This window comes from Rhodococcus sp. UNC363MFTsu5.1 (genome assembly GCF_000686785.1).
Classification (GTDB): domain Bacteria; phylum Actinomycetota; class Actinomycetes; order Mycobacteriales; family Mycobacteriaceae; genus Rhodococcus_G; species Rhodococcus_G maanshanensis.
Map to the genome: position 1 here is coordinate 33,964 of NZ_JMLO01000013.1, position 22,732 is coordinate 56,695.

The 22,732-nt window shown below is 68.5% G+C and carries 27 protein-coding genes; 10 read left to right on the forward strand and 17 right to left on the reverse strand.

Going from position 1 to position 22,732, the window contains the following annotated elements:
• Positions 1-103: 103 nt before the first annotated feature.
• Complete coding sequence (locus tag BR31_RS28430) at positions 104-625, reverse strand: hypothetical protein (RefSeq protein WP_051637361.1); 522 nt, start codon at positions 623-625, stop codon at positions 104-106.
• Between the two features lie 129 nt (positions 626-754).
• Between BR31_RS28430 and BR31_RS28435 the strand changes: the two genes are divergently transcribed.
• A complete protein-coding gene (locus BR31_RS28435; RefSeq protein WP_051637362.1) occupies positions 755-1,582 on the forward strand; it encodes an alpha/beta fold hydrolase in 828 nt (275 codons plus the stop codon).
• A gap of 69 nt (positions 1,583-1,651) precedes the next feature.
• Here the strand turns inward: BR31_RS28435 and BR31_RS0112800 are convergent, their stop codons facing one another.
• The 9 genes from BR31_RS0112800 to BR31_RS0112840 form a co-directional block, all read right to left on the reverse strand.
• Positions 1,652-4,042 (reverse strand): ATP-binding cassette domain-containing protein, encoded by a 2,391-nt coding sequence (locus BR31_RS0112800; RefSeq protein ID WP_027501320.1) that lies wholly within the window; start codon positions 4,040-4,042, stop codon positions 1,652-1,654.
• A 61-nt stretch (positions 4,043-4,103) separates the two neighbouring features.
• A complete protein-coding gene (locus BR31_RS0112805) occupies positions 4,104-4,733 on the reverse strand; it encodes a VOC family protein (RefSeq protein ID WP_197023607.1) in 630 nt (209 codons plus the stop codon).
• A gap of 1 nt (position 4,734) precedes the next feature.
• Positions 4,735-5,145, reverse strand: a complete 411-nt coding sequence (locus tag BR31_RS0112810) for a VOC family protein (RefSeq protein ID WP_037176547.1) — start codon at positions 5,143-5,145, stop codon at positions 4,735-4,737.
• Positions 5,146-5,150: 5 nt separating this feature from the next.
• A complete protein-coding gene (locus BR31_RS0112815; RefSeq protein ID WP_027501323.1) occupies positions 5,151-5,597 on the reverse strand; it encodes a helix-turn-helix transcriptional regulator in 447 nt (148 codons plus the stop codon).
• Positions 5,598-5,697: 100 nt separating this feature from the next.
• Positions 5,698-5,916 (reverse strand): hypothetical protein, encoded by a 219-nt coding sequence (locus tag BR31_RS0112820; protein WP_156042468.1) that lies wholly within the window; start codon positions 5,914-5,916, stop codon positions 5,698-5,700.
• A gap of 365 nt (positions 5,917-6,281) precedes the next feature.
• Entirely contained in the window at positions 6,282-6,575 is a 294-nt protein-coding gene (locus BR31_RS28440) for a putative quinol monooxygenase (protein WP_051637363.1), read from the reverse strand.
• Between the two features lie 31 nt (positions 6,576-6,606).
• On the reverse strand, positions 6,607-7,464 hold the full coding sequence (locus BR31_RS30610) for a helix-turn-helix domain-containing protein (protein WP_027501325.1): 858 nt from the start codon (positions 7,462-7,464) through the stop codon (positions 6,607-6,609).
• Entirely contained in the window at positions 7,461-7,805 is a 345-nt protein-coding gene (locus BR31_RS0112835) for a DUF3703 domain-containing protein (RefSeq protein WP_027501326.1), read from the reverse strand. Before BR31_RS0112835 ends, BR31_RS30610 begins: the two co-directional genes overlap by 4 nt.
• 51 nt (positions 7,806-7,856) lie before the next feature.
• Positions 7,857-8,186, reverse strand: a complete 330-nt coding sequence (locus BR31_RS0112840) for an ArsR/SmtB family transcription factor (RefSeq protein WP_027501327.1) — start codon at positions 8,184-8,186, stop codon at positions 7,857-7,859.
• A 112-nt stretch (positions 8,187-8,298) separates the two neighbouring features.
• Between BR31_RS0112840 and BR31_RS0112845 the strand changes: the two genes are divergently transcribed.
• The 3 genes from BR31_RS0112845 to BR31_RS0112855 are packed head-to-tail and all read left to right on the forward strand — an operon-like array spanning position 8,299 to position 11,050.
• Complete coding sequence (locus BR31_RS0112845) at positions 8,299-9,423, forward strand: multicopper oxidase domain-containing protein (RefSeq protein WP_442970211.1); 1,125 nt, start codon at positions 8,299-8,301, stop codon at positions 9,421-9,423.
• Positions 9,424-9,476: 53 nt separating this feature from the next.
• Positions 9,477-10,637, forward strand: coding sequence for a ZIP family metal transporter (locus BR31_RS0112850; RefSeq protein WP_051637377.1), 1,161 nt, complete (start codon positions 9,477-9,479; stop codon positions 10,635-10,637).
• Entirely contained in the window at positions 10,634-11,050 is a 417-nt protein-coding gene (locus tag BR31_RS0112855; protein ID WP_027501330.1) for a Rieske (2Fe-2S) protein, read from the forward strand. The genes BR31_RS0112850 and BR31_RS0112855 overlap by 4 nt, the downstream gene beginning before the upstream one ends.
• Before the next feature lie 10 nt (positions 11,051-11,060).
• Here BR31_RS0112855 and BR31_RS28450 read toward each other — a convergent pair whose 3' ends face one another.
• Positions 11,061-11,426 (reverse strand): DUF6292 family protein, encoded by a 366-nt coding sequence (locus tag BR31_RS28450; RefSeq protein WP_051637364.1) that lies wholly within the window; start codon positions 11,424-11,426, stop codon positions 11,061-11,063.
• Positions 11,427-11,578: 152 nt separating this feature from the next.
• Between BR31_RS28450 and ku the strand changes: the two genes are divergently transcribed.
• From ku to surE, 4 genes are read left to right on the forward strand one after another with little or no spacing between them, the layout of a single operon-like run.
• Positions 11,579-12,430, forward strand: a complete 852-nt coding sequence (gene ku / locus BR31_RS28455; protein ID WP_037176507.1) for a non-homologous end joining protein Ku — start codon at positions 11,579-11,581, stop codon at positions 12,428-12,430.
• Positions 12,431-12,488: 58 nt separating this feature from the next.
• The gene (locus BR31_RS28460; RefSeq protein ID WP_051637365.1) at positions 12,489-12,875 is read left to right on the forward strand and encodes a hypothetical protein; all 387 of its coding nucleotides are present in this window, start codon (positions 12,489-12,491) and stop codon (positions 12,873-12,875) included.
• Between the two features lie 37 nt (positions 12,876-12,912).
• The gene (locus BR31_RS0112875) at positions 12,913-13,869 is read left to right on the forward strand and encodes a PfkB family carbohydrate kinase (RefSeq protein ID WP_027501331.1); all 957 of its coding nucleotides are present in this window, start codon (positions 12,913-12,915) and stop codon (positions 13,867-13,869) included.
• Entirely contained in the window at positions 13,866-14,708 is an 843-nt protein-coding gene (gene surE, locus BR31_RS28465; RefSeq protein ID WP_081830449.1) for a 5'/3'-nucleotidase SurE, read from the forward strand. The genes BR31_RS0112875 and surE overlap by 4 nt, the downstream gene beginning before the upstream one ends.
• Before the next feature lie 5 nt (positions 14,709-14,713).
• Here surE and BR31_RS32220 read toward each other — a convergent pair whose 3' ends face one another.
• Positions 14,714-15,055: a transglycosylase family protein gene (locus BR31_RS32220; protein ID WP_037176510.1), complete on the reverse strand. Its 342-nt coding sequence runs from the start codon at positions 15,053-15,055 to the stop codon at positions 14,714-14,716.
• 440 nt (positions 15,056-15,495) lie between these two features.
• On the opposite strand from BR31_RS32220, the gene BR31_RS28470 reads away from it, so the two are divergent.
• A complete protein-coding gene (locus BR31_RS28470; RefSeq protein WP_051637366.1) occupies positions 15,496-15,879 on the forward strand; it encodes a DUF309 domain-containing protein in 384 nt (127 codons plus the stop codon).
• 23 nt (positions 15,880-15,902) lie between these two features.
• Here the strand turns inward: BR31_RS28470 and BR31_RS28475 are convergent, their stop codons facing one another.
• Complete coding sequence (locus tag BR31_RS28475) at positions 15,903-17,189, reverse strand: MFS transporter (RefSeq protein WP_156042469.1); 1,287 nt, start codon at positions 17,187-17,189, stop codon at positions 15,903-15,905.
• An 81-nt stretch (positions 17,190-17,270) separates the two neighbouring features.
• Positions 17,271-18,590 carry an NAD(P)/FAD-dependent oxidoreductase gene (locus tag BR31_RS0112900; RefSeq protein ID WP_027501333.1) on the reverse strand — a complete coding sequence of 440 codons (1,320 nt, stop codon included), beginning with the start codon at positions 18,588-18,590 and terminating at the stop codon, positions 17,271-17,273.
• Positions 18,591-18,727: 137 nt separating this feature from the next.
• Between BR31_RS0112900 and BR31_RS0112905 the strand changes: the two genes are divergently transcribed.
• Positions 18,728-19,624, forward strand: coding sequence for a LysR family transcriptional regulator (locus BR31_RS0112905; RefSeq protein ID WP_027501334.1), 897 nt, complete (start codon positions 18,728-18,730; stop codon positions 19,622-19,624).
• Between the two features lie 143 nt (positions 19,625-19,767).
• Here BR31_RS0112905 and BR31_RS28480 read toward each other — a convergent pair whose 3' ends face one another.
• The 3 genes from BR31_RS28480 to BR31_RS0112920 all read right to left on the reverse strand — a co-directional run bounded on the left by BR31_RS28480 (position 19,768) and on the right by BR31_RS0112920 (position 22,731).
• A complete protein-coding gene (locus tag BR31_RS28480) occupies positions 19,768-20,109 on the reverse strand; it encodes a WhiB family transcriptional regulator (RefSeq protein ID WP_037176512.1) in 342 nt (113 codons plus the stop codon).
• Between the two features lie 121 nt (positions 20,110-20,230).
• Positions 20,231-20,476, reverse strand: a complete 246-nt coding sequence (locus tag BR31_RS0112915; protein ID WP_156042470.1) for a hypothetical protein — start codon at positions 20,474-20,476, stop codon at positions 20,231-20,233.
• Between the two features lie 194 nt (positions 20,477-20,670).
• Positions 20,671-22,731, reverse strand: a complete 2,061-nt coding sequence (locus BR31_RS0112920; RefSeq protein WP_027501336.1) for a phage holin family protein — start codon at positions 22,729-22,731, stop codon at positions 20,671-20,673.
• Between the last annotated feature and the right edge of the window lies 1 nt (position 22,732).

A 22,732-nucleotide genomic window follows, 5' to 3' on the forward strand; every position in this document is an offset into this window, starting at 1 on the left:
CAACTTTCTGTTCAGAGTATCCCTCGGGTCACGCGGCTGAGGTGTCCCCGGCTACACACCCCATTGCGTCACGGTGATGGAATGACCTCGAGGCGTCGTGGCCCTAGGCGCGATTCCTGCGGGCGGCCGCGGCGATCTCGCGGTACTCGTCCCGGTGGGACAGCAGGTGCGCGTCGAGTCGCGCGTAGTCCTCGAGCCCCGGGATGGTGCAGTCGGTCTCGTGGGGGTATCCGTTGCGGCCGAGCCAGGAATTGACCTCGGCCCACGCCCAGGTCTCCCCCGGGATCAGCGTGACGGGCAGGGGGAACGGATCATGTTGGTGCCGCTGCCCTGTCACCCAGAGTGCCACGGCCTGCCTGGTGCAGCGGGCACGCTCGGCGATCATCCGGCGATTCACGAGGTCGGGCTGCGTTCGTTCTGCGGCGACGCCCCGTTCGGCGAGGGCTTCGGCGAGCCTCATGCCCGCCACTGCGCGCCTGTATGCGGAGCCGATCACGGTGACGACATTGAGGTGTCCGTGAACGGTCACCGTGGCGCCGAGATCATCGCGGATCCGTTTCTCCACGGTGGTCGGAAGTAGCGGAGTGATGAACGAGTATCGATAGCTGCTCTCCTCGTGGTCCACGGGGCGAGCGTATCCGCCCTCCATCCCAATGTTGACGAATGTCAACACGCAGGGTCGGAGCGCGGCGGTCGGCGTCTCGTCCGCGGGGTGGAAGTAACCTACTAATCACTTGGTAATTAAGGAGCCCGCATGACCGTCAATCTGTCCCGCATCACGATCTCGCGCGGCCAGCTGTCCTACTTCGAGGCGACGCCCGAGGTGGGTGTGGAGGCCAAGGGGACCGTCGTCATGGTCCCGGGCTTCACCGGCTCCCGGGAGGACTTCCTCCCGATGGCGCCGTTCGTCACCGCAGCGGGCTACCGCCTGATCTCGTACTCGCAGCTCGGCCAGTACGACTCGGACGGGCCGGACGGCAGGGATGCGGTCGGCGAGTACACGATCGCCAAGTTCGCTCTCGACCTCGCCGAGGTGCTCGACCAGGTCGCGCCCGGTGAGAAGGTTCACCTCCTCGGACACAGCTTCGGCGGCCTCGTCACCAGGGCCGCCGTGCTGAACGACCCGAAACGATTCCTGGACTACGTGATCCTCGACTCGCCGCCGAACGGCCGGGACATCGGAACGGGCGTCGACATGGCCCAGATCCCGGAGTTGCTGTGGGCGGGCGGCAACGAGGCGCTGTGGAAGGCCATGTTCGGAGCATTCGAGGAGATCTTCCCGGCGCCGGTCAAGGAGTTCCTCTACAACCGCATCATGGCCACCAGGACCGCGAACATCGCCGGCATCGCCCTCACCATGAGCGCCGAGCCGGACCGAGTCGAGGAACTGGCCGCGACCGGCCTGCCGATCCTCGTCGTCGCGGGCGAGAACGACATCATCCCGCTGGACATGCAGGCCGACGCGGCCTCCCGTCTCGGCGTGCGGTTCGAGGTGATCGCGGGGGCCGCGCACACGCCGAACGAGGAGAAGCCCGAGGAGCTGACGCAGGTGCTCGCCGACTTCTGGGGCGGGGCTGTCTGACGGCGATCGCCGACCCGACACCGCGCGGAGATAGCGTTCGCGCGGTGTCGGGTCGGCGGGCGGCCCCGGTCAGGCGCCGACGTAGGCCGCGAGATGCTCGCCGGTGAGCGTGGAGCGGGCGGCGACGAGGTCGGCGGGAGTGCCCTCGAAGACGATCCGGCCGCCGTCGTGGCCCGCGCCGGGGCCGAGGTCGACGATCCAGTCGGCGTGCGCCATCACCGCCTGGTGGTGTTCGATGACGATGACCGACTTGCCGGAGTCGACGAGCCGGTCCAGCAGGCCGAGCAACTGCTCGACATCGGCGAGGTGCAGGCCGGTGGTCGGCTCGTCGAGGACATAGACCTCGCCCTTCTCGGCCATGGCGGTGGCCAGCTTGAGCCGCTGCCGCTCGCCGCCGGACAGCGTGGTGAGGGGCTGTCCGAGGCTGAGGTAGCCGAGCCCGACGTCGGCGAGCCGCTGCAGGATCTTGTGCGCCGCCGGGATCCGCGCCTCGCCGGCACCGAAGAACTCCTCGGCCTCCGCCACCGGCATGGCAAGCACCTCGGCGATGTTCCTGCCGCCGAGCGTGTACTCGAGCACCGCCGCCTGGAACCGCTTCCCCTCGCACTCCTCGCAGGGGGATTCGACGGTCGCCATGACGCCCAGATCGGTGTAGATGATGCCCGCACCGTTGCAGGTGGGGCAGGCGCCCTCGGAGTTGGAACTGAAGAGCGCCGGCTTCACACCGTTGGCCTTCGCGAACGCCTTGCGGATCGGATCGAGCAGACCGGTGTAGGTCGCGGGGTTGCTGCGCCGGGAGCCCTTGATGGCGCCCTGGTCGATCGACACCACCCCGTCCCGTCGGGACACCGAGCCGTCGATCAGTGAGCTCTTGCCGGAGCCCGCGACGCCTGTGACCACGCAGAGCACCCCGAGCGGGATGTCGACGTCCACGCCCTGGAGGTTGTGCGACGATGCGCCGCGGATCTCCAGCGCACCGGACGAGGAGCGCACCGATTCCTTGACTGCCGCCCGGTCGTCGAGGTGACGGCCGGTCGTGGTGTCACTCCCCCGCAACCCCTCCACGGTGCCCTCGAAGCAGACGGTGCCGCCCGCCGTGCCCGCGCCGGGGCCGAGGTCGACGACATGGTCGGCGATCACGATGGTCTCCGGCTTGTGCTCCACCACGAGCACGGTGTTGCCCTTGTCGCGCAGCTGCAGGAGCAGGGCGTTCATCCGCTCGATGTCGTGCGGGTGCAGGCCGATGGTCGGCTCGTCGAACACATAGGTGACGTCGGTGAGCGACGAGCCGAGGTGGCGGATCATCTTGGTGCGCTGCGCCTCGCCGCCCGACAGCGTGCCCGCCGGTCGGTCCAGCGACAGGTACCCCAGCCCGATGTCCGCGAACGAGTCGAGCAGGTGCCGCAGCGCCGTCAGCAGCGGCGCCACCGACGGTTCGTCGAGGCCCCTGACCCAGTCGGCCAGATCGCTGATCTGCATCGAGCAGGCGTCGGCGATGCTGATGCCCGCGACCTTCGAGGATCGAGCCGCCTCGGTGAGCCGGGTGCCGTCGCACTCGGGGCAGATGGTGAACGTGATCGCGCGCTCGACGAAGGCGCGGATGTGCGGCTGCATCGCGTCGACGTCCTTGGACAGGAACGACTTCTGGATCTTCGGGATCAGGCCCTCGTACGTCACGTTGACGCCCTCGACCTTGATTCGGGTCGGTTCCTTGTAGAGCAGATCGTTCAACTGCTTCTTGGTGAACTTCGCGATCGGCTTGTCGGGGTCGAAGTATCCGCAGCCGCGGAAGATGCGACCGTACCAACCGTCCATGCTGTATCCGGGGATCGTCAGCGCACCCTCGTTGAGCGACTTGCCGTCGTCATACAGCGCGGTCAGGTCGAAGTCGGAGACGTTGCCCCTGCCCTCGCAGCGCAGACACATGCCGCCGGTGATGCTGAAGCTGCGACGCTCCTTCACCTCCCGGCCGCCCTTTTCCATGGTGACCGCGCCAGCGCCGCTGATGGAGGCGACATTGAAGGAGAACGCCTGGGGCGAGCCGATGTGCGGCTGCCCGAGCCGGCTGAAGAGGATGCGCAGCATCGCGTTGGCGTCGGTGGCGGTGCCGACCGTGGAGCGGGGATTCGATCCCATCCGTTCCTGGTCGACGATGATCGCCGTCGTCAGACCCTCCAGTACGTCGACCTCAGGCCGTGCCTGGCTGGGCATGAAACCCTGCACGAAGGAGCTGTAGGTCTCGTTGATCATCCGCTGTGACTCCGCGGCGATCGTGCTGAACACCAGCGAACTCTTGCCCGAGCCGGAGACACCGGTGAACACCGTCAGCCGCCGCTTCGGGAGCTCGACGCTGATGTCCTTGAGGTTGTTCTCGCGCGCGCCGGTCACGCGGATCAGATCGTGGCTGTCGGCGGCGTGCAGCTCGGGCGACTGCGCGGCGGTCCTGGTGGTGGTGCTCATCGTGCCTCTCTCTGTCGGGCCGCCGTCGCGGCCGTGGTCCTTGCGCCCACCCGATCAAGCCTCACGCGGAGGCGGTCTCCCACGCGAACCCGTCCGGGTCGGTGAAGGGGCCGGCATCGCTGCCGAGGATGATTCGGTGCGATCCGTTTCCGTCCGGGGACACCCCTGCGTCCTTCGCGAGGGCACGGCGCCCGTAGAGCGCCAGCTTGATCGTCGACGGCGCGGTGGCGAACTCGACGTACTTGCGGCCGAAGCTCTTTCCCACCTCCAGCCCGCGGTCGACGTAGAACTGCTTGCTCGCCTTGACGTCCTCGACGCCGAGCAACAACACGATGTCATCGATCTGCCGGGTGGCCGGTCCGTCGTTCTTCTTCGACGACGTCGCAACCTTCCAGATCGCGCCGTCCGGGGCCTGCACGACGCCGCCGTAGCCCCAGAACCCCTTCTTGGCCGGCTTCAGTGGGGTGGCGCCGCCGTCGAGCGCGGCCCCGATGAAAGCGTCGACGATGTTCGGCCGGGACACCACGAGCGAGAGTGTGTAGGCGCGGAATCCGGTCGTCGGCGCCTCCGCGGCGCGCACGCCGATGTGTTCGCCGACGCCGAAGGCGGCGTAGAAGGCCTCGGCGGCCGTGGGATCCGGTACTTCGAGGGTGAGGGATTCGATCGTGGTCAGCGGCTTGATGGACGTCATGTCAGCGCACCTCGTTGATTCGGAGGAGGTTTCCTGCGGGGTCTCGCACGGCGCAGTCGCGTATGCCGTACGGCTGATCGATCGGTTCCTGGACGATGTCCGCGCCGTTCGCCACCAGCTTCGCGAAGGTGTCGTCCAGGTCGGGAGTGGCCAGCGTGAGGATCGCGTAGGTTCCCTTTGCCATCATCTCGGTGATCATGCGGCGCTCGTCGTCGGTGACGCCTGGATCGGCGGCGGGCGGGTGCAGGACGAGGGAGGTGTCGGGCTGGTCCGGGTGGCCGACCGTGATCCAGTACATCCCGTTGTAGCCGACCTCCTTGCGGACCTCGAAGCCGAGGGTGTCGCGGTAGAAGGTGATGGCGGCGTCGCGGTCGTTGTGTGGGAGGAAAGCCGAATGAATTCTGATGTCCATGGCACTCACGCTAATTGGGGTGTCACCGCCTGCGCTTCTCGATTCCTGATCGGTCTGGTCACCTGCTTCGCGACGCACGACGGCATCTCCCCTTCGGGTCGCGTCTGGTCCCGGTAGGCGCTCGGCGGCATACCGACCAATTCGGTGAATCGTGTACTGAAGGTGCCCAGTGACGAGCAGCCGACCGCGAAGCAGACCTCGGTGACGCTCAGGTCGCCGAGACGCAACATCGCCATCGCGCGCTCGATGCGCCGGGTCATCAGGTAGGAATACGGCGACTCGCCGTACGCGAGCCGGAACTGACGGCTGAGATGCCCGGCCGACATGTGCGCGTCGCGGGCGAGCGCCTCGACATTCAGCGGCTGCGCGTACTCCCGGTCGATCCGGTCGCGGACACCGCGCAGCCGGGCGAGGTCACGAAGACGCTGTGGCTCGGCGGGTCTGCTGGTCACCTCACGATGGTGGCACGTCGGGCCGGAGTTGCCTAGCACCGCAGGCGTTCGCCCAGCGTCGCGTCCGAGCGCCCCCCTGCGGTCGCCGTGACGGGACGGATCAGGCGACGGTCTCGAGACGGCGTGGGTCGATCGTGCTGTGATCGAGCTGCACAGGGTCCGTGCCGACCAGTCGCCACTCGGCCCGCAGCTCGTACTCGTCGGCCGTGATGTTGCCGGTCAGATAGCGGGCCAGATCCGCGACCTCCTCGCGGCTCACGTCCTCGGACGCGTCGTCGGCCAGCGTCTGCGACAGCACCCACCGATCCGATTCGCTCAACGGCTCCCACAACTCAGGCCAACGCCTCGCGTATGCGCAGGGGCTCCACATCATCGTGACCTCCCTGCCTCGGAGGCGTGGAGCCGGCGGTGTTCCTCGGACACCTCACCTCGCACGACGCGAGCGCCTCGCCGGTCGATCTCGCCGGACAGATACGCGACGCGAGGGGGTCGCTGTTGGTGTTGGTGCATCGTGGAAACCTCACCTTCGTAGCCTTCGCCCCGTGCACGTCACAGTGCCCGCCGGTATGGGTACGCGACAACGGTCGGACTACCTGGATACATGCCTGCTTTTCGTGTGAGTCACATCACATCGGCTGATCCGGGGCGCCCCGTCGGGCGCCCCGGGCCGGGTCGGGCGAGGTATCAGGAGACGAACGAGGAGACGGTCTCCGCGAACTCGACCTGGGGATCGCCGTCCAGTAGTTCGGGGAACCGGGCCAGCAGGCCGCTCACGTACGGCGCCGCGAAGTGCACGTCGCAGGCATCGCGGTCGATGTACTGCTCGGCGACGACGAGGCTCCCGTCCTCGCGCCTGCCGATCGCGTACGCGAGCACCCCCGCCTCGCGGCGGGTGTGCTCGGCCACCTCGTGCAGCGCGGCGATGAGCGCGTCGGCGTGGCCGGGCTTGGGGTTCAGGATCGCGGTGACCATGGTCATGTAGTCGCCTTTCGGTCGGGGTCGTGACAGGTCAACCCTGGCTCGGTATGGCGGCCGACTCATAGTAGAAATGCGACATCCCGCGCCCGAGGACCGCGGCGGGCGTGCGCCCGGTGAACTGGCGGAACTCGCGGATGAAGTGATTCTGGTCGTAGAACCCGCCGTCGAGCGCCGTGGCCAGGTAGCGCGGTTCGTCCTGCAGCAGCAGTGTCCGCGCGGCGTGCTGAATTCGGGTCAGTCGTTGGAACTCCTTGGGACCGACTCCGACGGCAGGCGGGAAGCGTCTCTGCAGCTGCCGCGCGCTCATGCCGGTCTCGGCCGCCAGGTGATCGATGCGCACGGCCCCTCGGCGCCTATAGACGAGGTCTGCCGCGGCGATGACGCCGGCCTCGCCCGCACGCTCGCGCGGGCGGTTGGCGACCAGGGCGCGCAGCGCCCGGTCCATGGCCGCGATGCGCATCGGTCCCGTCGGCGCCGAACGGACCGTGTCGGCCAGCCGCCGTCCGGCGTTCTGCCACGCGTCTTCGGCGGACACCGCCGCGTCGGCCACCTCCTCGACACCCGCAGGTAGCAGTCGCCGCAGCGACCCGGCCCGGAAACGAACCGCGAGAATGGCCGCTCCGCCCGGGGGCGGTGTGAGCGACCAGTGGGTGCGCCGCAGGCAGACCAGGTGCGCGGCGGGCAGCCGGATCGGCGTGACAGGGCCCGAGGAGCGCGCGGTGACCTGGCCGCGCAGATGGATCCACAGTTCGGCGCCGGTGCCCGGCCAGACGTCGGGCAACGACCCGCCCCCCGTGGTTGTGCACCACCAATAGCGCTCGACGTACTCGGCAAGGGCGCCGCTCGGCGGCGCGTGCCCGATGCGCGGCGAGCCCGGCTGGTCGTTCACTCTGATGCGACGATCTCGGCCAGGTCGTCAGGGACGCGCATGGGGGTCGTGAGTCCCACGGATGCGCGCCCGGTGTTCCCCTCCGGGTAGCGCCCGGACAGCGAGCCAGGGGCGGCCACGATGATTCTGACGACCTGGCCGAGTGCCTCGCTCCGGTCCCGCTGGGTCAGCGCGAGTGCGAGCATCGCGGCATGATTTCGGGTGTGCAACCAGGGGTACGGCTGCGAAATGATGTGTGCGCGTTCGAGGTGTCGCCACCGGTCCAGCGTGGTGGGCGCGGTCCGGCCCGCGGTCATCTCGAGGTCGTACAGTGCCCGCGTGGGTGGGGTGATGGCGCACATCGGGGGTCTCCTGTTCACTCGGTGTGGTCAGTCACAGCAATCGCAGCCGCGCTAGCAGCTGTCCTCGATCGCGGCATCGGGGCAGCAGGTCGGATCGACCGCGAGTGCGAGACCGACCAGGTCCTCGAGCGCCCTTGCGATCCGCGGATCCGCCAGTTCATACCGGCTGCGGCGGCCCTCTCGGACCGCGACCACGAGGCCGCAGCCGCGCAGACATGCGAGATGGTTGGACAGGATCTGTCGCGAGACGCCGATCTTGTCGGCGAGATCGGACGGGTATCCGGGCGCATCGCGCAGGCTCAGGAGGATCTGCGACCGCGTCGAGTCCGACAGTGCATATCCGAACCGCGACAGCGCGTCACTGTTCATCAGCGTGTCCATGCGGAAATGATACAGAAAGATCTGTATTCATAACAGCCTGTATCGATCGCCCGCGGAACACAATGAGGAGCGTATGAACACTTAAGTTCGGTATGACAAACTTTGTGATGTGATCAAGCGAAGTATTGCGCGCACAACCCCGGTCGCCCCGATCGAGGGCGGCTCGGTGAGCGCGCCGTCGCGGCGTCAGCTGCTGCTCGGAGGGGCGCTGGCGGGTTCGGCTGGGCTGTTGCTGGGAGCGGGTAGGCAGCAGGAGGCGTCCGCGTCGCCGCATCCCGGCGGCCACGGATCCGGGGTCGCAGGCGGGCATGCGCACGGCACGGCGGTCGCCGGTCACGGGGGCGGAGAGAGTGGGGCCACGTTCCGTCTCGGCCAACAGGTCGACCACGCGGCGAACGGGTTCGACCCGACCGCGGTGTTGCGCGATTTCGACTACGGCACGACCTCGGTATTGCCGGACGGGCGCACGCTGCGCGAGTGGGAGGTGTTCGCCAGCGACGAGGAGATCGAGATCGCGCCGGGGGTGTACTTCCCGGCGTGGACCTTCAACTCGCGGGTGCCCGGGCCAGCGCTGCGGTGCCGGGAGGGAGACCGGCTCCGGGTGCGCTTCACCAACGGGTCCGAGCACCCGCACACGATGCACTTCCACGGCATCCACCCGGCAGAGATGGACGGGATCCCCGGAGTGGGGCGAGGCATCATCGAACCCGGCGCCTCCTTCACCTACGAGTTCGACGCCACCCCGTTCGGGGTGCACCTCTACCACTGTCACGTCAGCCCGCTGGCCGAGCACATCGCGCGCGGCATGTACGGCACCTTCATCATCGATCCCGCGCAGGGGCGCCCGCCCGCCGACGAGATGGTGATGGTCATGCACGGGTACAACACCACCTTCGACGGCGAGGGCAATCAGCTCTACGCCGTGAACGGCATCCCGTTCCACTACATGCACGAGCCGGTGCAGGTGAAACGGGGCGAGCTGGTGCGCATCTACCTGGTCAACGTCCTCGAGTACGACCCGATCAACAGCTTCCACGTGCACGGCAACTTCTTCGACTACTTCCCCACCGGGACGCGGCTCGAGCCGGCCGAGTTCACGGACACGATCGTCCAGGGGCAGGGCCAGCGCGGGATCTGCGAGATGCGCTTCCCGCATCCGGGTCGGTACATGTTCCACGCCCACAAGACCGAGTTCGCCGACCTGGGCTGGATGGGATTCTTCGAGGTGACCGAGTGACGAACACACCACCGCGACCGGCGCCGGACGAGACCGGCGTCGACGGCACCGAGATGACCCGCGCGGGCGCGTGGAGCCGGGGCGCGGGTGTCGTCGCGATCATCGCGGTGGCCCTCGCGGCGCTGGCACTGCTGGCCGGGCAGAGCCTGCCGGAGCGCGCGGGCCCTCCGATCGAGGACATCGCGGTCGAACGGACCGTTCTCGAACCGGGACAGATCGTCCTGACCGTGCGCAATGTCGGGCCGGACCCGGTGACCATCGCACAGGCCTTCGTCAACGATGCCTACGTCAACCTCGCCGGGGCCGAGGAGTCGATCGGACGGCTGCAGTCCGAGACGATCACCTTCGACTACCCGTGGATCACCGGTCAGCCCTACCTGGTCTCGATGCTGACGAACACCGGGCTGGTCATCGAGCACGAGATCCCAGCCGCCGTACCCACTCCGGAACCCGGGATGGCGTTCTTCGGCACGATGGCGCTGCTGGGCACCTACGTGGGGGTCATCCCGGTCCTGCTCGGCATGCTGTTGCTGCCGGTGCTGCGTCGGGCAGGCGCCCGCGCGGTCCGGTTCGTGCTCGCTCTCACGGTCGGCCTGCTCGCCTTCCTCGCCTTCGACGGCGCAGGCGAGGGGTTCGAGCTGGCGGCGGCTGCTGGTGGGGCGTTCGGTGGCGTCACCCTCGTCGTCCTCGGGGCGGCGGTCGCCTTCCTGGCCTTGATGGGAATCGACCGGTTCCTGCGTGCCAGGCAGGCTGGCGCGGGAGCGTCCGGGCTGCGCCTGTCTGCGATGATCGCGGCCGGCATCGGGCTGCACAATCTCGGCGAGGGCCTTGCCATCGGATCCGCCTATGCGGTCGGTGAGCTCGCGCTCGGCGCGTTCCTGGTGATCGGGTTCACCCTGCACAACACCACCGAGGGACTGGCCATCGTCGCCCCGCTGACCGGACGGCGCACTCCCCTGCTTATCCTGCTGGGACTCGGGTTCCTCGCCGGGGCGCCCGCGATCCTCGGGGCCGTCCTCGGCGCGGGGGTCAGCAACGGCGAGGTCTCCGCGCTGTTGCTCGGTGTCGGTGTCGGCGCGATCATCCAGGTGATCGTCCAGATCGCGCCGTCCCTGCGCGGTCCGGATCGAGCGGCCGTCGACCCGGTGGTCCTGGCCGGAATCGGCGCAGGAATCCTGCTGATGTACCTGACCGGATTGGTGGTTCCCGCATGAGCGATGTCGATCAGGCGGTGGCGATGCCCCGTCGGGCCTTCCTGGCCGCAACCTGCGCCACGGGATGCCTTGCCGTCGCCGGCTGCAGCACCGGGGTGGCCGCCGTCGGCAAGGGCACGAGCTCCGAGCCCGCGCGGATCGCAGTTTCCGAGGTCCCGGTCGGTGGCGGGATCGTCCTGGCCGAGCATCAGCTGGTCCTCACCCAGCCCGAACCGGGCGTCTTTCGGGCGTTCGCGGCGGTGTGCACGCACCAGGGCTGCATCGTGTCCGAGGTCAGCGACGGCACCATCAACTGCGCCTGCCACGGCAGCCGCTTCTCGATCGCCGACGGCTCGGTGGTCAGGACTCCGGCCCGCGAGGCCCTGGCCGGCTACGCGGTCACCCGCGCCGGCGACATGCTCACCGTCGAGTGACGTCGGCCGGTCATCGCGGCCCCGGGTGCAGGTAGTCCTCGCACAGCGCCCGCACCGCACTCGGCTGAGGAACCGGACTTCCTGTAGTGCTACCGAGGATGATCATGTCCTCGGTCGAGGAGGTCTCGACGGCGAGCTGCCATCCGCCCGATGGCACCCAGAGCAACGCGACCTCGCGCCCACGGAAGGCATCGGGCTGTCTGGGCACCGCGATGTACGCCTCTGACTCCGGTCCCTCTGCGCAGAACGTGAAGTGCACCTGCTCCAGATCTGCCCCGACCGCGGCGGAAACCGCCTCGATGTAGCGCCGGAACCCGGGTTCGTTGCTCACATCGAAGTCCGCACTGTCGTGCGCCAGTCGTTTCCGGCTGCTCATGACTCGAGTATTCCCCTCCGGGCGGATGCCGAAACCGATTCGGATCCAGACCGTCGCGTGCCGTCCTGCGTGTTTCGGCGGGGCCACGACGGGCAATCCTGGGATCGAGGGCGGGCAGGCGTGGGCGATGACTGTGTGGAGAGGATGACGGTGTGCGCTCCATCTGGAAGGGCACGGTGACGTTCGGGCTCGTCGCGATCCCGGTCAGCCTCTACGCGGCGACCGGGGACAAGGATGTCCCCCTGCACCAGGTGCATGCGGCCGACGGCGGGAGGATCCGTTATCAACGGGTCTGCACCCTCGAGGACGTCGAGGTGCCCTATGAGGAGATCGCGCGAGGCTTCGAGACCGACGACGGCGTCGTGATCCTCACCGATGAGGATTTCGGCGCACTCCCGCTGTCCGGCGCCAAGACCGTCGAGGTGGTGGAGTTCGTGCCACTCGAGTCGATCGATCCGATTTACTTCGACAAGAGCTACTTCCTCGAGCCGCAACAATCTGCCGTCAAGCCGTACGTCACGCTGCGCGATGCGTTGCACAAGTCCGGCCAGGTCGCGGTGTCGAAGATCGCGATCCGGCAGCGCGAATCCCTCGCGGTGCTCCGTGTCTACGGCGACGTCATCATGGTGAACACCATGCGGTGGCCCGACGAGGTCCGCATGCCTGACTTCGCTTTCCTGGAAAAGGATGCGCCGCAGGTGAAGCCGAAGGAAAGGGCGATGGCAGGCTCGCTGATCGAGGCGAAGGTCGCAGGCGACGAGGTGACCGAGCCGCCGACGACGGCTACGGAGACCGACGAGGACGTTTCCTCGCTCATCGACGCCCTGACCGCCAGCGTGGATGCGAGGAAGTCTCGCGGGACGAAGTCGGCCTCGGGCGCCAAGGCGAAGACTTCCAAACGCACACGGGCCGGTGGCGGAAGGTCGCGAGGAGGGTCCGCGAAGGCCGCCACCAAGGGTGGGCGACAGCGGAAGACGCGCTCGACGAAGAAGGCGGCGTCATAGTGAGGCCGTTTCGGCTCCCGCCCAGGCCGCGGGAGCGAGTAAGAGGAGGAGAACCGACATGGACAACGATGTGGTCGTCTGGATCATCGTGATCGCGGTGGTCGTCGTGCTGTTGGCGGCCGCGCTCTGGTTCGCTCGAAGGGCACGGACACAACATCGGCGCACCGAGGCGGCGGAGATCCGCGACCGGGCCGCCGAGCAGTCCCACGAGGTCGGACAGCAGGAGGCACTCGCCGCGGAGACCGCTGCCCGTGCCCGGATGGCGGAGGCCGAAGCCGACGCGAAGCGGGCAGAGTCCGCGCGACTGAAGGAACGCGCCCAGGCGCGAGGGGGCGAAGCCGCGAAGTCGCGCGAGGAACTCGATGCACGGGTCGAACGGGCCGACGCCATCGATCCCGATGCCACGCAGAAGTTCTCGCCACCCGACCGGGACGAAAGATCCTGATCGTCGGGGCGTCCGCGTGGATTCGTGAGGGTCGCCCATGGCTGCCGGTGAAGAAGGCCAGGGCGAGGAACGTCCGGTGTTCGTTTTCGCTCCAGACCCCCTGCTGACGATCACGATCGAGTCCCGTCCCGATGGTGGGGCTGAGCTGCACGTTCATGCGGGCGGCCAGGGCTTCTGGATCGGCCGGATGGCGCTGATCCTTGGGTTCGCCGTGCGGTTGTGCGGCCCGTTCGGTGGCGAAACGGGCGCAATACTGGCCGATCTGATCGCCAGGGAGGGCATCGGTGTCTGTGGCGTGCCGGTCGCCGGTCAGAACGGCGCATACATCCACGATCGTCGCGGTGGGACGAGGGTGGTCGTGACCGAGATCGATCCGACCGGTCTGTCCCGACACGAGGCGGACGACCTGTACGGCACCGCCCTCGGAGAGGGCATGTCGTCGAACGTCGCCGTGCTCGCCGGTAGCCGGTCGGGCAGCGTGGTGCCCGACGAGGTCTACACCCGGCTGGTCGGTGATCTGAGGGCGCTCGGGATTCCGGTGATCGCCGATCTGTCAGGGGCCACCCTGTCCGCCGCGCTGCGCGGCGGGTTGACGGTACTGAAGGTCAGTCACGAGGACCTGATCGAGGGCGGGTTCGCGGCGTCCGGGGACATCGGCTCGCTCGCCGCCGCGATGGAACGACTGTCCGATGAGGGCGCCGAGACCGTCGTCGTGTCCCGTGCGGGCGACGCCGCTCTCGCCCTGACCGGCGGTCAGTTGTGGGAGGTGGCGCCTCCACCCCTGCGAACGGTGGACCACCGGGGCGCGGGAGATTCGATGACCGCCGGAATCGCCGTTGCCCTGGCGGCCGGGGCAGACATGCGCGACGCGCTAACACTCGGTGCCGCAGCGGGCGCACTGAACGTGACCCGGCGGGGTCTCGGGTCCGGGCAGCGAGAGGTGATCACGAGGTTCGCGGCCACCGTCGAGGTCAGGCGGGTCTCCCAACGATGAGAGCGCTGGTCGTGAACGACGACGGTGTCGACAGCGTCGGGATCGAGGTGCTCACCCGCGTCGCGGTCGCCGCGGGACTCGATGTGGTCGTTGCCGCCCCGAATGTCGACCGGAGCGGTTCCAGCGCCGCGCTCACCGCGCTGGAAACGGGCGGGCGGCTGGTGGTGGCCCCGAGACGGTTCGACTCCATCCGCGAGGTCGAGGTGACCGCGGTCGAGGCCTCACCGGCGTTGATCGTGTTCGTCGCGTCGTCCGGCGCGTTCGGACCGCCACCGGATCTGGTGCTCTCCGGTATCAATCACGGTCCCAACACCGGCCATGCGATCCTGCACTCCGGCACGGTCGGTGCTGCGCTCACCGGCGCAGGTCAGGGAGCGCTGGCGATGGCCGTGTCTGTCGACAGTGTCCAACCGGAGCACTGGGAAACGGCCTCCGCGATCGCCCGGCGTGCGATCGATTGGGTGATGACGCGCGGCGAGCCGGGCACCGTGCTCAACGTGAACATGCCCGATGTCCCGCTGTCATCGGTTCGCGGCCTGCGCCCGGCCCGTCTCGCTGCCTTCGGCGCGGTCCAGGCTGAGCTCGATCGCCACGATCGGCACCACATCATGGTGACCTTCAGTCAGGACCGCCGCGACGAATCGGAGAGCACCGACGCGGGTCTCTTGCGTCGAGGCTGGGCCACGGCCACGGCGTTGCGTGTGCCGTTCGAGGCCACGGAGGTCGATCTGGGTGCCTTGAGTTGTGCGGGCGAGGCCCTCGTCGAGGCGGGATCAGGACTGCAATCGGAGCTTCGATCCCCCCGCGGGCCCGCCACCGGGAATGCGGGCCCGCGGTGAAACGGTCAGAGGTACTGGCCGCACACGGGCCACGCGCCGGGACCCTGGCTCGCGAGCACGTTCTCGCCGACGCGGATCTGCTCCTCGCGGGAGGCGTTCGCGGCGTGGCCCTTGCCGCCGTATGCGGCCCAGGTGCTCGGGGTGAACTGCAGGCCGCCGGAGAATCCGTTGCTCGTATCGGTGGCCCAGTTGCCGCTGGCCTCGCACTGGGCGACCGCGTCCCAATTGTGACCTGCCGCGTTGGCGGTACCGCCGGCCAGTCCCATCGGGATGGCGACGAGGGCGCCGGTGGCGGCGATCCAGCCGAGGGTCTTGGTGGCGGTGCTGCGTGCACGGTTGATCGACATGTGATTGGTCCTCTCTGCATCCGAGGCACGGCGGCGGGGTCTCGCCCCGCGGCGGTGTTGGCCTCGTCACTGCCCTGATGTGTTGCGTCGGACCGGATCCCGCTGGGCAGTTCGCGAAGATGGGCGAGCCGGTGGTGGTTCTCGTTTGTGAACCGGAAGCGACGGTAGACGCAGTTCGGGGGGCATCGCACCCCTCGGATGGCGGGCCCGACGTACGGACGCCCGTCCAGATCCGGGGGTCGTCGGCGCCTCCCCCGCAGGTCACGACCGAGATCTAAACATCTCGAAACGTATCCGTTTCGTTACCTGAATGTGACGAAGGTCACTTGCAATGTCCCGCCTGTCGGGTTGCGCAGGACCCTTTCGTGACACTCTGGATCCGGCATATGACGCCGCCGCGGCCCCTGGTCGCCGCGTGCCGGAGGGATTAGATTCGGTACATGGCCGACGTTTCCTGGGGGCCACGGCTCGACCTCGGCGCCGCGATCACCGAATCGCAGCGGCTGATGGATCACGGCGATCCCGCGCGGGCACGGGACCTGCTGGAGGCCGAATCGACGCTCGCGCCGCCGGAGGAGCTGGAGCTCTGGCAGGGCCTGTGGCAGCTGGCGGACGGCCTGGAGCGGGCGCTCCGGGGCGAACCGGCGGCGGCCCTGTCGCTGCGGCGGGGGCGGGACCTGGTCGGGTCGTACGAGGACCGGCCGCCCCACGCGCTCGACATCGCGGGGCTCCTGGCCTGGTCCACCCACCTGATCGACGAGCTCGCGGTCACGACCCGCGATCCCGGCTGGGTCCCGCCGGTGCCGCGGCTGCGGATGCCATGAGGGCGGCGGCGGTCAGCCCGAGGTCATGACGCGGTGCCGGTCCGCATGGGTTCCGGCGTCGCCTGCGTCTGTCTGCGGTTCAGCGCGAGTACGGGGATCAGCGCCAGCGCGATCAGTCCCCCGCCCAACGAGAGGACGGCGAAGCTGCTCGATGCGACCACCATCCCGCTGACGATGCCGCCGCCCGCGCCCGCGAGCGCGATGCACAGGTCGACCGAACCCTGGGTTCGCGCCCGCGTCGCGAGCGGGGTCGAGTCGGTGAGAATGGCTGTGCCACTGATCAGTCCGAAGTTCCAGCCGAGCCCGAGCAGGGCAAGGGCGACGGAGAGCAGCACCACGGAATCGGCGGGTGCGAGGGCCGCGAGGATGCCGGCGGCGAGCAGGGTGACGCCGGCCGCGACCACAACCGGGATCCGCCCGTATCGGTCGGCGAGCATGCCGGTCAGTGGCGACGGCAGGAACATGGCGGCGACGTGGATCGCGATGACCATCCCGGTCTGTCCGAGGCCGTGTCCGTGATCGATCATGTGGATCGGGGTCATGGTCATGATCGCGACCATCACGATCTGCGTCACCACCATCACCGTCGCGCCGACGAGGATGCCCCGGCGCTGCATGTCGCGGTCTGGCTCGAGCGGTGCTTCCTCGCCCATTACGACCGGCTCGGACTGCAGCTGTCGCGCGACGCGCAGCGGATCGGGTCGCAGGAACGCCCAGAGGAAGATGCCCGCGGCGGCGAAGGCGGCCGAGGACAGGATGAAGGGGCCCGCCAGCACGGGGATGCCCCACCCGTCCGCGAGGTCGCCCGTGACCTCCACCAGGTTCGGCCCCGCCACCGCGCCGAAGGTCGTCGCGACCATGATCGTGCTGACCGCCCGGCCCCGATGCGAGGGCTCGGCCAGGTCGGTGCCCGCGTACCGGGCCTGGAGGTTGGTCGCGGTCCCGGATCCGTAGACGAACATGGACACGAACAGCAGCGGGAGGCTGTCGGTGACGGCCGCGAGCACCACCCCGGCACCGCCCGCCGCGCCCGCGAGGTATCCGATGCTCAGTCCGGTCCGGCGGCCGAGCCGGTGCGAGACCCGCCCGACGATCAGCGCCGCGGCCGCGGACCCGAGGGTGAACAGGGCCGAGGACAGGCCGGCGAAGCGGCTCGACCCGAGCATCTCCTTGGTGAGCAGGGCGCCGACGGTGACGCCTGCGGCCAGCCCGGCGCCGCCGAGGATCTGCGAGGCCACCACCACGATCAGTGTGCGGCGCTGCGTGCTCGTCCGGAGATCGCCGAGGCGGGCGGGAGACGTGGTGTCCATCACTGTCTTTCGTCGGTCGGGACGCGCGGGCGCATTCAGCCTATTGCGCCGCGCGTCCGACCCCGACGGTCGCGCCCCCGGTCAGGCGGCGACCGACACCTTGTCATCCTCGTCGTCGGCGTCGACGGCCCCCACGGGCGACGGCTCCTGCGCGTAGTGGAAGTGCGGGCGCCGGTGGCCGAGGAACGAGCCGAACCAGGACATCACCGCGATGTACCGGTTGCGGAACCCGACCAGGTAGACCATGTGCACGGCCAGCCACAGCACCCAGGCGATGAACCCGGTGAGCTCGATGCTCTTGACCTTCGTCACCGCACGGAAGCGGTTGATGATCGCCATCGAGCCCTTGTCGCGGAACTTGAAGGCGGTACCGCGCGGGGTCTTGCCGAGCACGGTCCTGGCGACGTGGCGTCCGCCCTGCATCGCCACCGGGGACTGCCCCGGCAGGTTGTTCAGCGAGGTCATGTCGCCGACGGCGAAGATGTCCGCGCGGCCACCGACCGTCAGATCCGGGTTCACCAGCAGTCGGCCAGCCCGATCCGTGTCGCAGCCGGTGCGCTCGGCGAGCACACCCGCGAAGTCGTTGGCCTGCACGCCAGCGGACCACACGATGGTCTCGGCGGTGCGCCGCACCCCGGCCTCGCTGCCGTGCGCCTTGAAGGTGGCGCCGTGTTCGTCGATGTCGGTGACCAGCGTGTTCAGCACCACCTCGACGCCCGACTTCTCCAGCGAGGCCTTCGTGTACTCGCTGAGCTTGCCGCCGTACGCGGGCATCGCGACACCGGCGCCCTCGACCAGGGTGACGGTGACGTCGTCGGCGGTGATGCCGCGGATCGACTGCTCGAAGTAGCGGCCGGCGAGCTCCTTGATCTGACCGGCGAGCTCGACGCCGGTCGCGCCCGCGCCGATCACGATGAAGCTGAGCAGGTTCTTGGCGCGCTCCGGATCGGTGGTGGTGTGCGCCTCCTCGAAGCAACGCACGATCTGGTCACGCAGCCGCTTCGCGTCGTTGACGGTCTTGAGCGCGTAGGTGACCTTCGCGAACTCGTCGCGGCCGAAGTACGACTGGCGCGCACCCGTTGCGGCGATCAGGAAGTTGTAGCCGAGGGTGTGCCGCTCGCCCGCGGCCTCGTAGACGAGTTCCTTCGCGTCGGGATGCACATCCACGACCCGGCCGAGCCGGACGTCGGCGTTCGGGTACTTCGCGAGGATCGCGCGGATGGACGGTGCGATCTCGCCCGCCGAGAGCACGCCGGTCGCCACCTGGTAGAGCAGCGGCTGGAACAGGTGCTCGGTGGTCTCGGAAATGAGGACGAACGGCGTGCCGGCCTTCGCCAGCTTCTTCGCCGCCGCGAGCGCGCCGAACCCCGAGCCCACGATGACGACCTCGGTCCGGTCCATCCCTGCGTCCGCCACGACAACCTCCAGCTCGATCTGATGTATGAGTTACACCGTAGGGATGCAATCCGGTGTTTCGCCAGCTAGCTCCGGGTATCCAGAATTCTCTTATCTGGATTGCTAATGAATAGAATGTGAGCATGGACTTTCGGCAACTGCGCTACTTCCTGGCGGTCAGCGAGGAGCTGAGCTTCAGCCGGGCCGCGAAGCGGTGCTTCATCTCGCAATCCGCCGTCAGCCACCAGGTCACCCGGCTCGAGCAGGAGCTCGGCGCCCCGCTGTTCGAGCGGTCGACCCGGGTGGTGCGGCTGACCCCGGCCGGGTCCCGGCTGATCCCCATCGCCCAGCAGGTGCTGAGCCTGGAGACCAAGGCGTACTCCGTCGTGCGCGAACCGAGGAACCGGATCCGGATCACTGCGAACATGAGCTTCGCGGCGCAGAGCCTCGACGCGATCGCCCGCGTGCGGGAGTCGCATCCGGACGTGGACATCGAGTTCGTGATCAAGAGCTTCACCGAGCGTATCGACGCGGTCGCCTCGGGCGACGCGGACATCGCCCTGATCCGCGGGCGGGCGGATCGTCCCGGCCTGGAGACGGTGCCGCTCGGCGTCGACGACCTGGTGATCGTGACGTCGCGCCGACACCCGCTGTCCGCGTTCTCGACGGTCGAGCTGGGCGAGCTCGCTCCGTATCAGTTGCTGCTCCCGCCGCGCAGCAGTCAGGTGCTGCTGCACACCGTCGTCGAGGACGCCTTCCGTGAGATCGGGCGCCGGGTCTCCCTCGGGCCCTCGATCGCCAGCGACCACGCGGCGACCCTCGAGGTCATCACCAACCCGAGGGCCTGGACCGTGCTGTACGCCAGCACGGCCGCCGAGACACCTCGAACCGGACTCTGCTTCATGCGCGAGGCCAACAACCGGCTGCGCATCCCGGTGTGCGGGGTGGTGCGCACCGGCGGTGCGGACTCCCCGGCGTTGGCCAGTGTCATGCACGCGCTCCGTCAGTCGATGGACGGTGCAACCCCTGAGTCGACCTGATCCCGTCGAGGGTCAGCGTGCCGCTGTTCAATCGCCTCTGCCACCAACCGTCGAGGATCACACGGGTGATGATCGCAGCGATATCGGATCGGTGGGTACTGCACCCCCGATCCGTAGCGTCACGCGCAATCGGCTGACACCAGTCACCCGGCCACCGCGTCGAGGAAGTTCCGGAAGCGCGTGCGTCGGTTCTTTGCGATGAAGTCGGCCCACGACGCGACGTGCGGGTGACGTTGGATGAGGTGTCGCCGTTCGCGTTCCGGCATTCCTCCCCAGACTCCGAATTCGACGCGGTTGTCCAGGGCATCTGCGCCGCACTGCAGGACCACAGGGCAGCGCTCGCAGAGCGCAGCGACCTCTCGTTGTTTCCTCATGCCCCGTACGAACATCCTGTCTGGGTCACCGAGGCGGCAACGAGCCCACCTGACCCAGCTACCGGGTGCGTCGATGAGGGCGGCGTGGGAGAAGTCAAGATTATTGATCATGTCTCTGGATGCTCTTCACTAGACCGAACTGACGGGCAACGTGGTCGTCACGAAGCTGGGCTGGTTCCACGGGACGGGATGGGGCCGTTCCTGACCGGGTGCGTGGGAATATCCGGCGTCGCTACCCCGTCGGCAGCGGCAGGTCCTCGATCCCTGACCGCTCGAGCTGCGAGGCGGGTGCCTCCTCGGTGTCTCCGCGTGCTTTCTCGGCATCCCATAGTGGTGGCCGCTCAGGACCGATGGCGCCCATCGAGCACATGACGGTTCGTGTCATTGCACCGACAGCCCGGATCTGGAGTTCGAGGGCCGAGTCGGCAGCCGAGAGCGCAAGCATCGTGGGGACGCCGATCCACAGCGGAATCTTCATCTGTACTCCTCGGATCAGGCGGTTCGCCAGTGCACTGCGCACCTGTCGGCGAATGTGTCGCACCCCATACTTCGTCGAGACCGAGCTGATTACACCCGGAAGATGACGGGGGGAGGTACCTGTATTTGGATCAGAGGTGCCGATCCCGGGAATCAGAAGTCGAAGAGCAGCACCGCATGAAGATCGGCAGCGGGCTATCGACCGCCGACAGTGCGCCCGGCCCTAGCCTCTGCCGCCGGGAGGTCGCGCCAGCCGCTCAGCACCCGGTGGACCTGCTCCGCACCGTGCAACTCGTCGGGCGGCTCGGGCAGGTGCGCGGGATAGAGCAGGAACGGCCGGGTCTGCGGACCGCCGAGTCCCCCGTGCGAGCCGACCTGTTCCTCGAACGCCGCGATCTCGCCGGTGTCGGGCCAGTACCGGCCGTTGATCATGATGTCGGCGACGTTGTCGAAGCCGTCGGTCCTGCGGATCCGCTCGAGGGTGCCGGGGCCGAAGTCCGCCAACGGGTTCCGGCCCGCCACGGATCCGGTGTCGACCTCGATGCTGCCGTGGGCGCCCAGCACGATCGATCCCTTGCCCTCGCGGGCCACGAGGATGAACCCCACCCCGGGATGAGTGGTGAGGGCGGGCAACAGGGACGGATGGTGCTCGGTGATCCAGCGCATCGTCGCGCGGCCTGCTGCGAGCGGGAAGCTCACCAGCCCGACGTTGCCGGACGCGAGCACCACCGGCCGCTCGGGCGGCGCAGTGACCCGGTCCGGCGGCGGCGTGGCCCGCAGGCTCGCGGTGGCGTACCCGAGGCCCTCCGCGCCGCGTCCCTGCGCGCCTGTGTCCGGGATGTCCTTGTCGTGGTGCAGCCACCGCCTGTGCTGCGGCTGCGGCCGGTTCGCCTCGCATTCGCGCAGTACCAGGGCCTCGAGGTTCTCGCCGAAGCGGTCGCTGAACGTCTCGCCCTGGCTCTGGCCGTGGTCCGAGAGGACGACGATGTTGTACGGCCGGTCGGCCTGCGCCGCGACGGCGGCGATCATGCCTATCTCCGCATCGAGCTTGCGCAGCACCGCGAGGGTCTCCGGCCGCTCCACCCCGGAATGGTGCGAGACCTCGTCATAGCCGACGAGGTCTACGTAGATCACGTTGCGGCCCTTGATGATGTCGCCGATCACGGCGGCCACCACGACATCGGTCTCGACGACGGTGGTGAAGGCCCGCACCAGCGGATAGATGCCGCCGCGGCGTACCCGCGGACGGATGTCCCGTCTGCGCTGGTGCCAGGCCTGGCGAATCTCGCGCAACACCTCGGCGACCAGCCTGATGAAGGTGCGGACGGCGCTCGCCGGATCGATGAAGTAGTCCGCGTACCCGGTGCCACCGCCGCCCATCCGGGCGCCCTTCATCCTGCTGACCACCAGAACGTTGTCCTCGGCGCCACCGGAGAACAGGTTGCCGCGGCTCGCTCCCCCGTCGGCGAGCAGCCCCGGTATCGACGCGCGCTCCCGTTCGCGCTCGGCGTTGTCGCTCGGATTGCTGAACACCGCAACCTTCTTCGTGGCCTTGTCATACCACCGGAATGCCGGCACGTTGTGGTTGCTGCCGTGCAGGATCCCCAACTGGCTGGCGCCGGTCTGACTGCTCCAGTCGGTGTGCCATGGCATCAGGCGGTGGGACTCGTCGTGGACCATCGCGGCGAGGTGGGGGACCACCCCCGATCGCATCGCGCGCTGCAACACCTTGTAGCCCAGCCCGTCGATCTGGATGCACAACAGCCCCGGGCGATCCGAGACACCGTCGGGCAACCTCTTGCGACGCAGGCGAAAACGCTGACGGCGCACCAGCATCATGCGATACGTGTCGTCACGCCGCGAAGCTATCGCACCGGACACCGTCGAGCTCACCAGCGACAACAGCACCGCGAGAATGACGATGTCGGTCGCGCTCTCCGCCGTGGCGACCGGCAGGATGCGCACCGAGAGCAGCATGATCAGGCCGCTCCCGACGAAGGCGAACAGGAACAGCAGCGCCGGTCCGACCCACAGCATGGCGCGCAGCAACAGTGGCCAGAGCACCGTGCTGAGCAGACCGAACACCAGGGCCAGCGCGAGCGCGCTCGGAGCCGATCCGAGCGGACCGGGGGCTCCGGTACTGGCCAGCTCGACGCCGGGCAGTACCGCGTCGATCACCATCAGCGCCACGGCCGATATCAGCCACAGCACGAGGAATTCGGTGACGGTACGGGCCGCCGATCCCAGAGTGCGCATG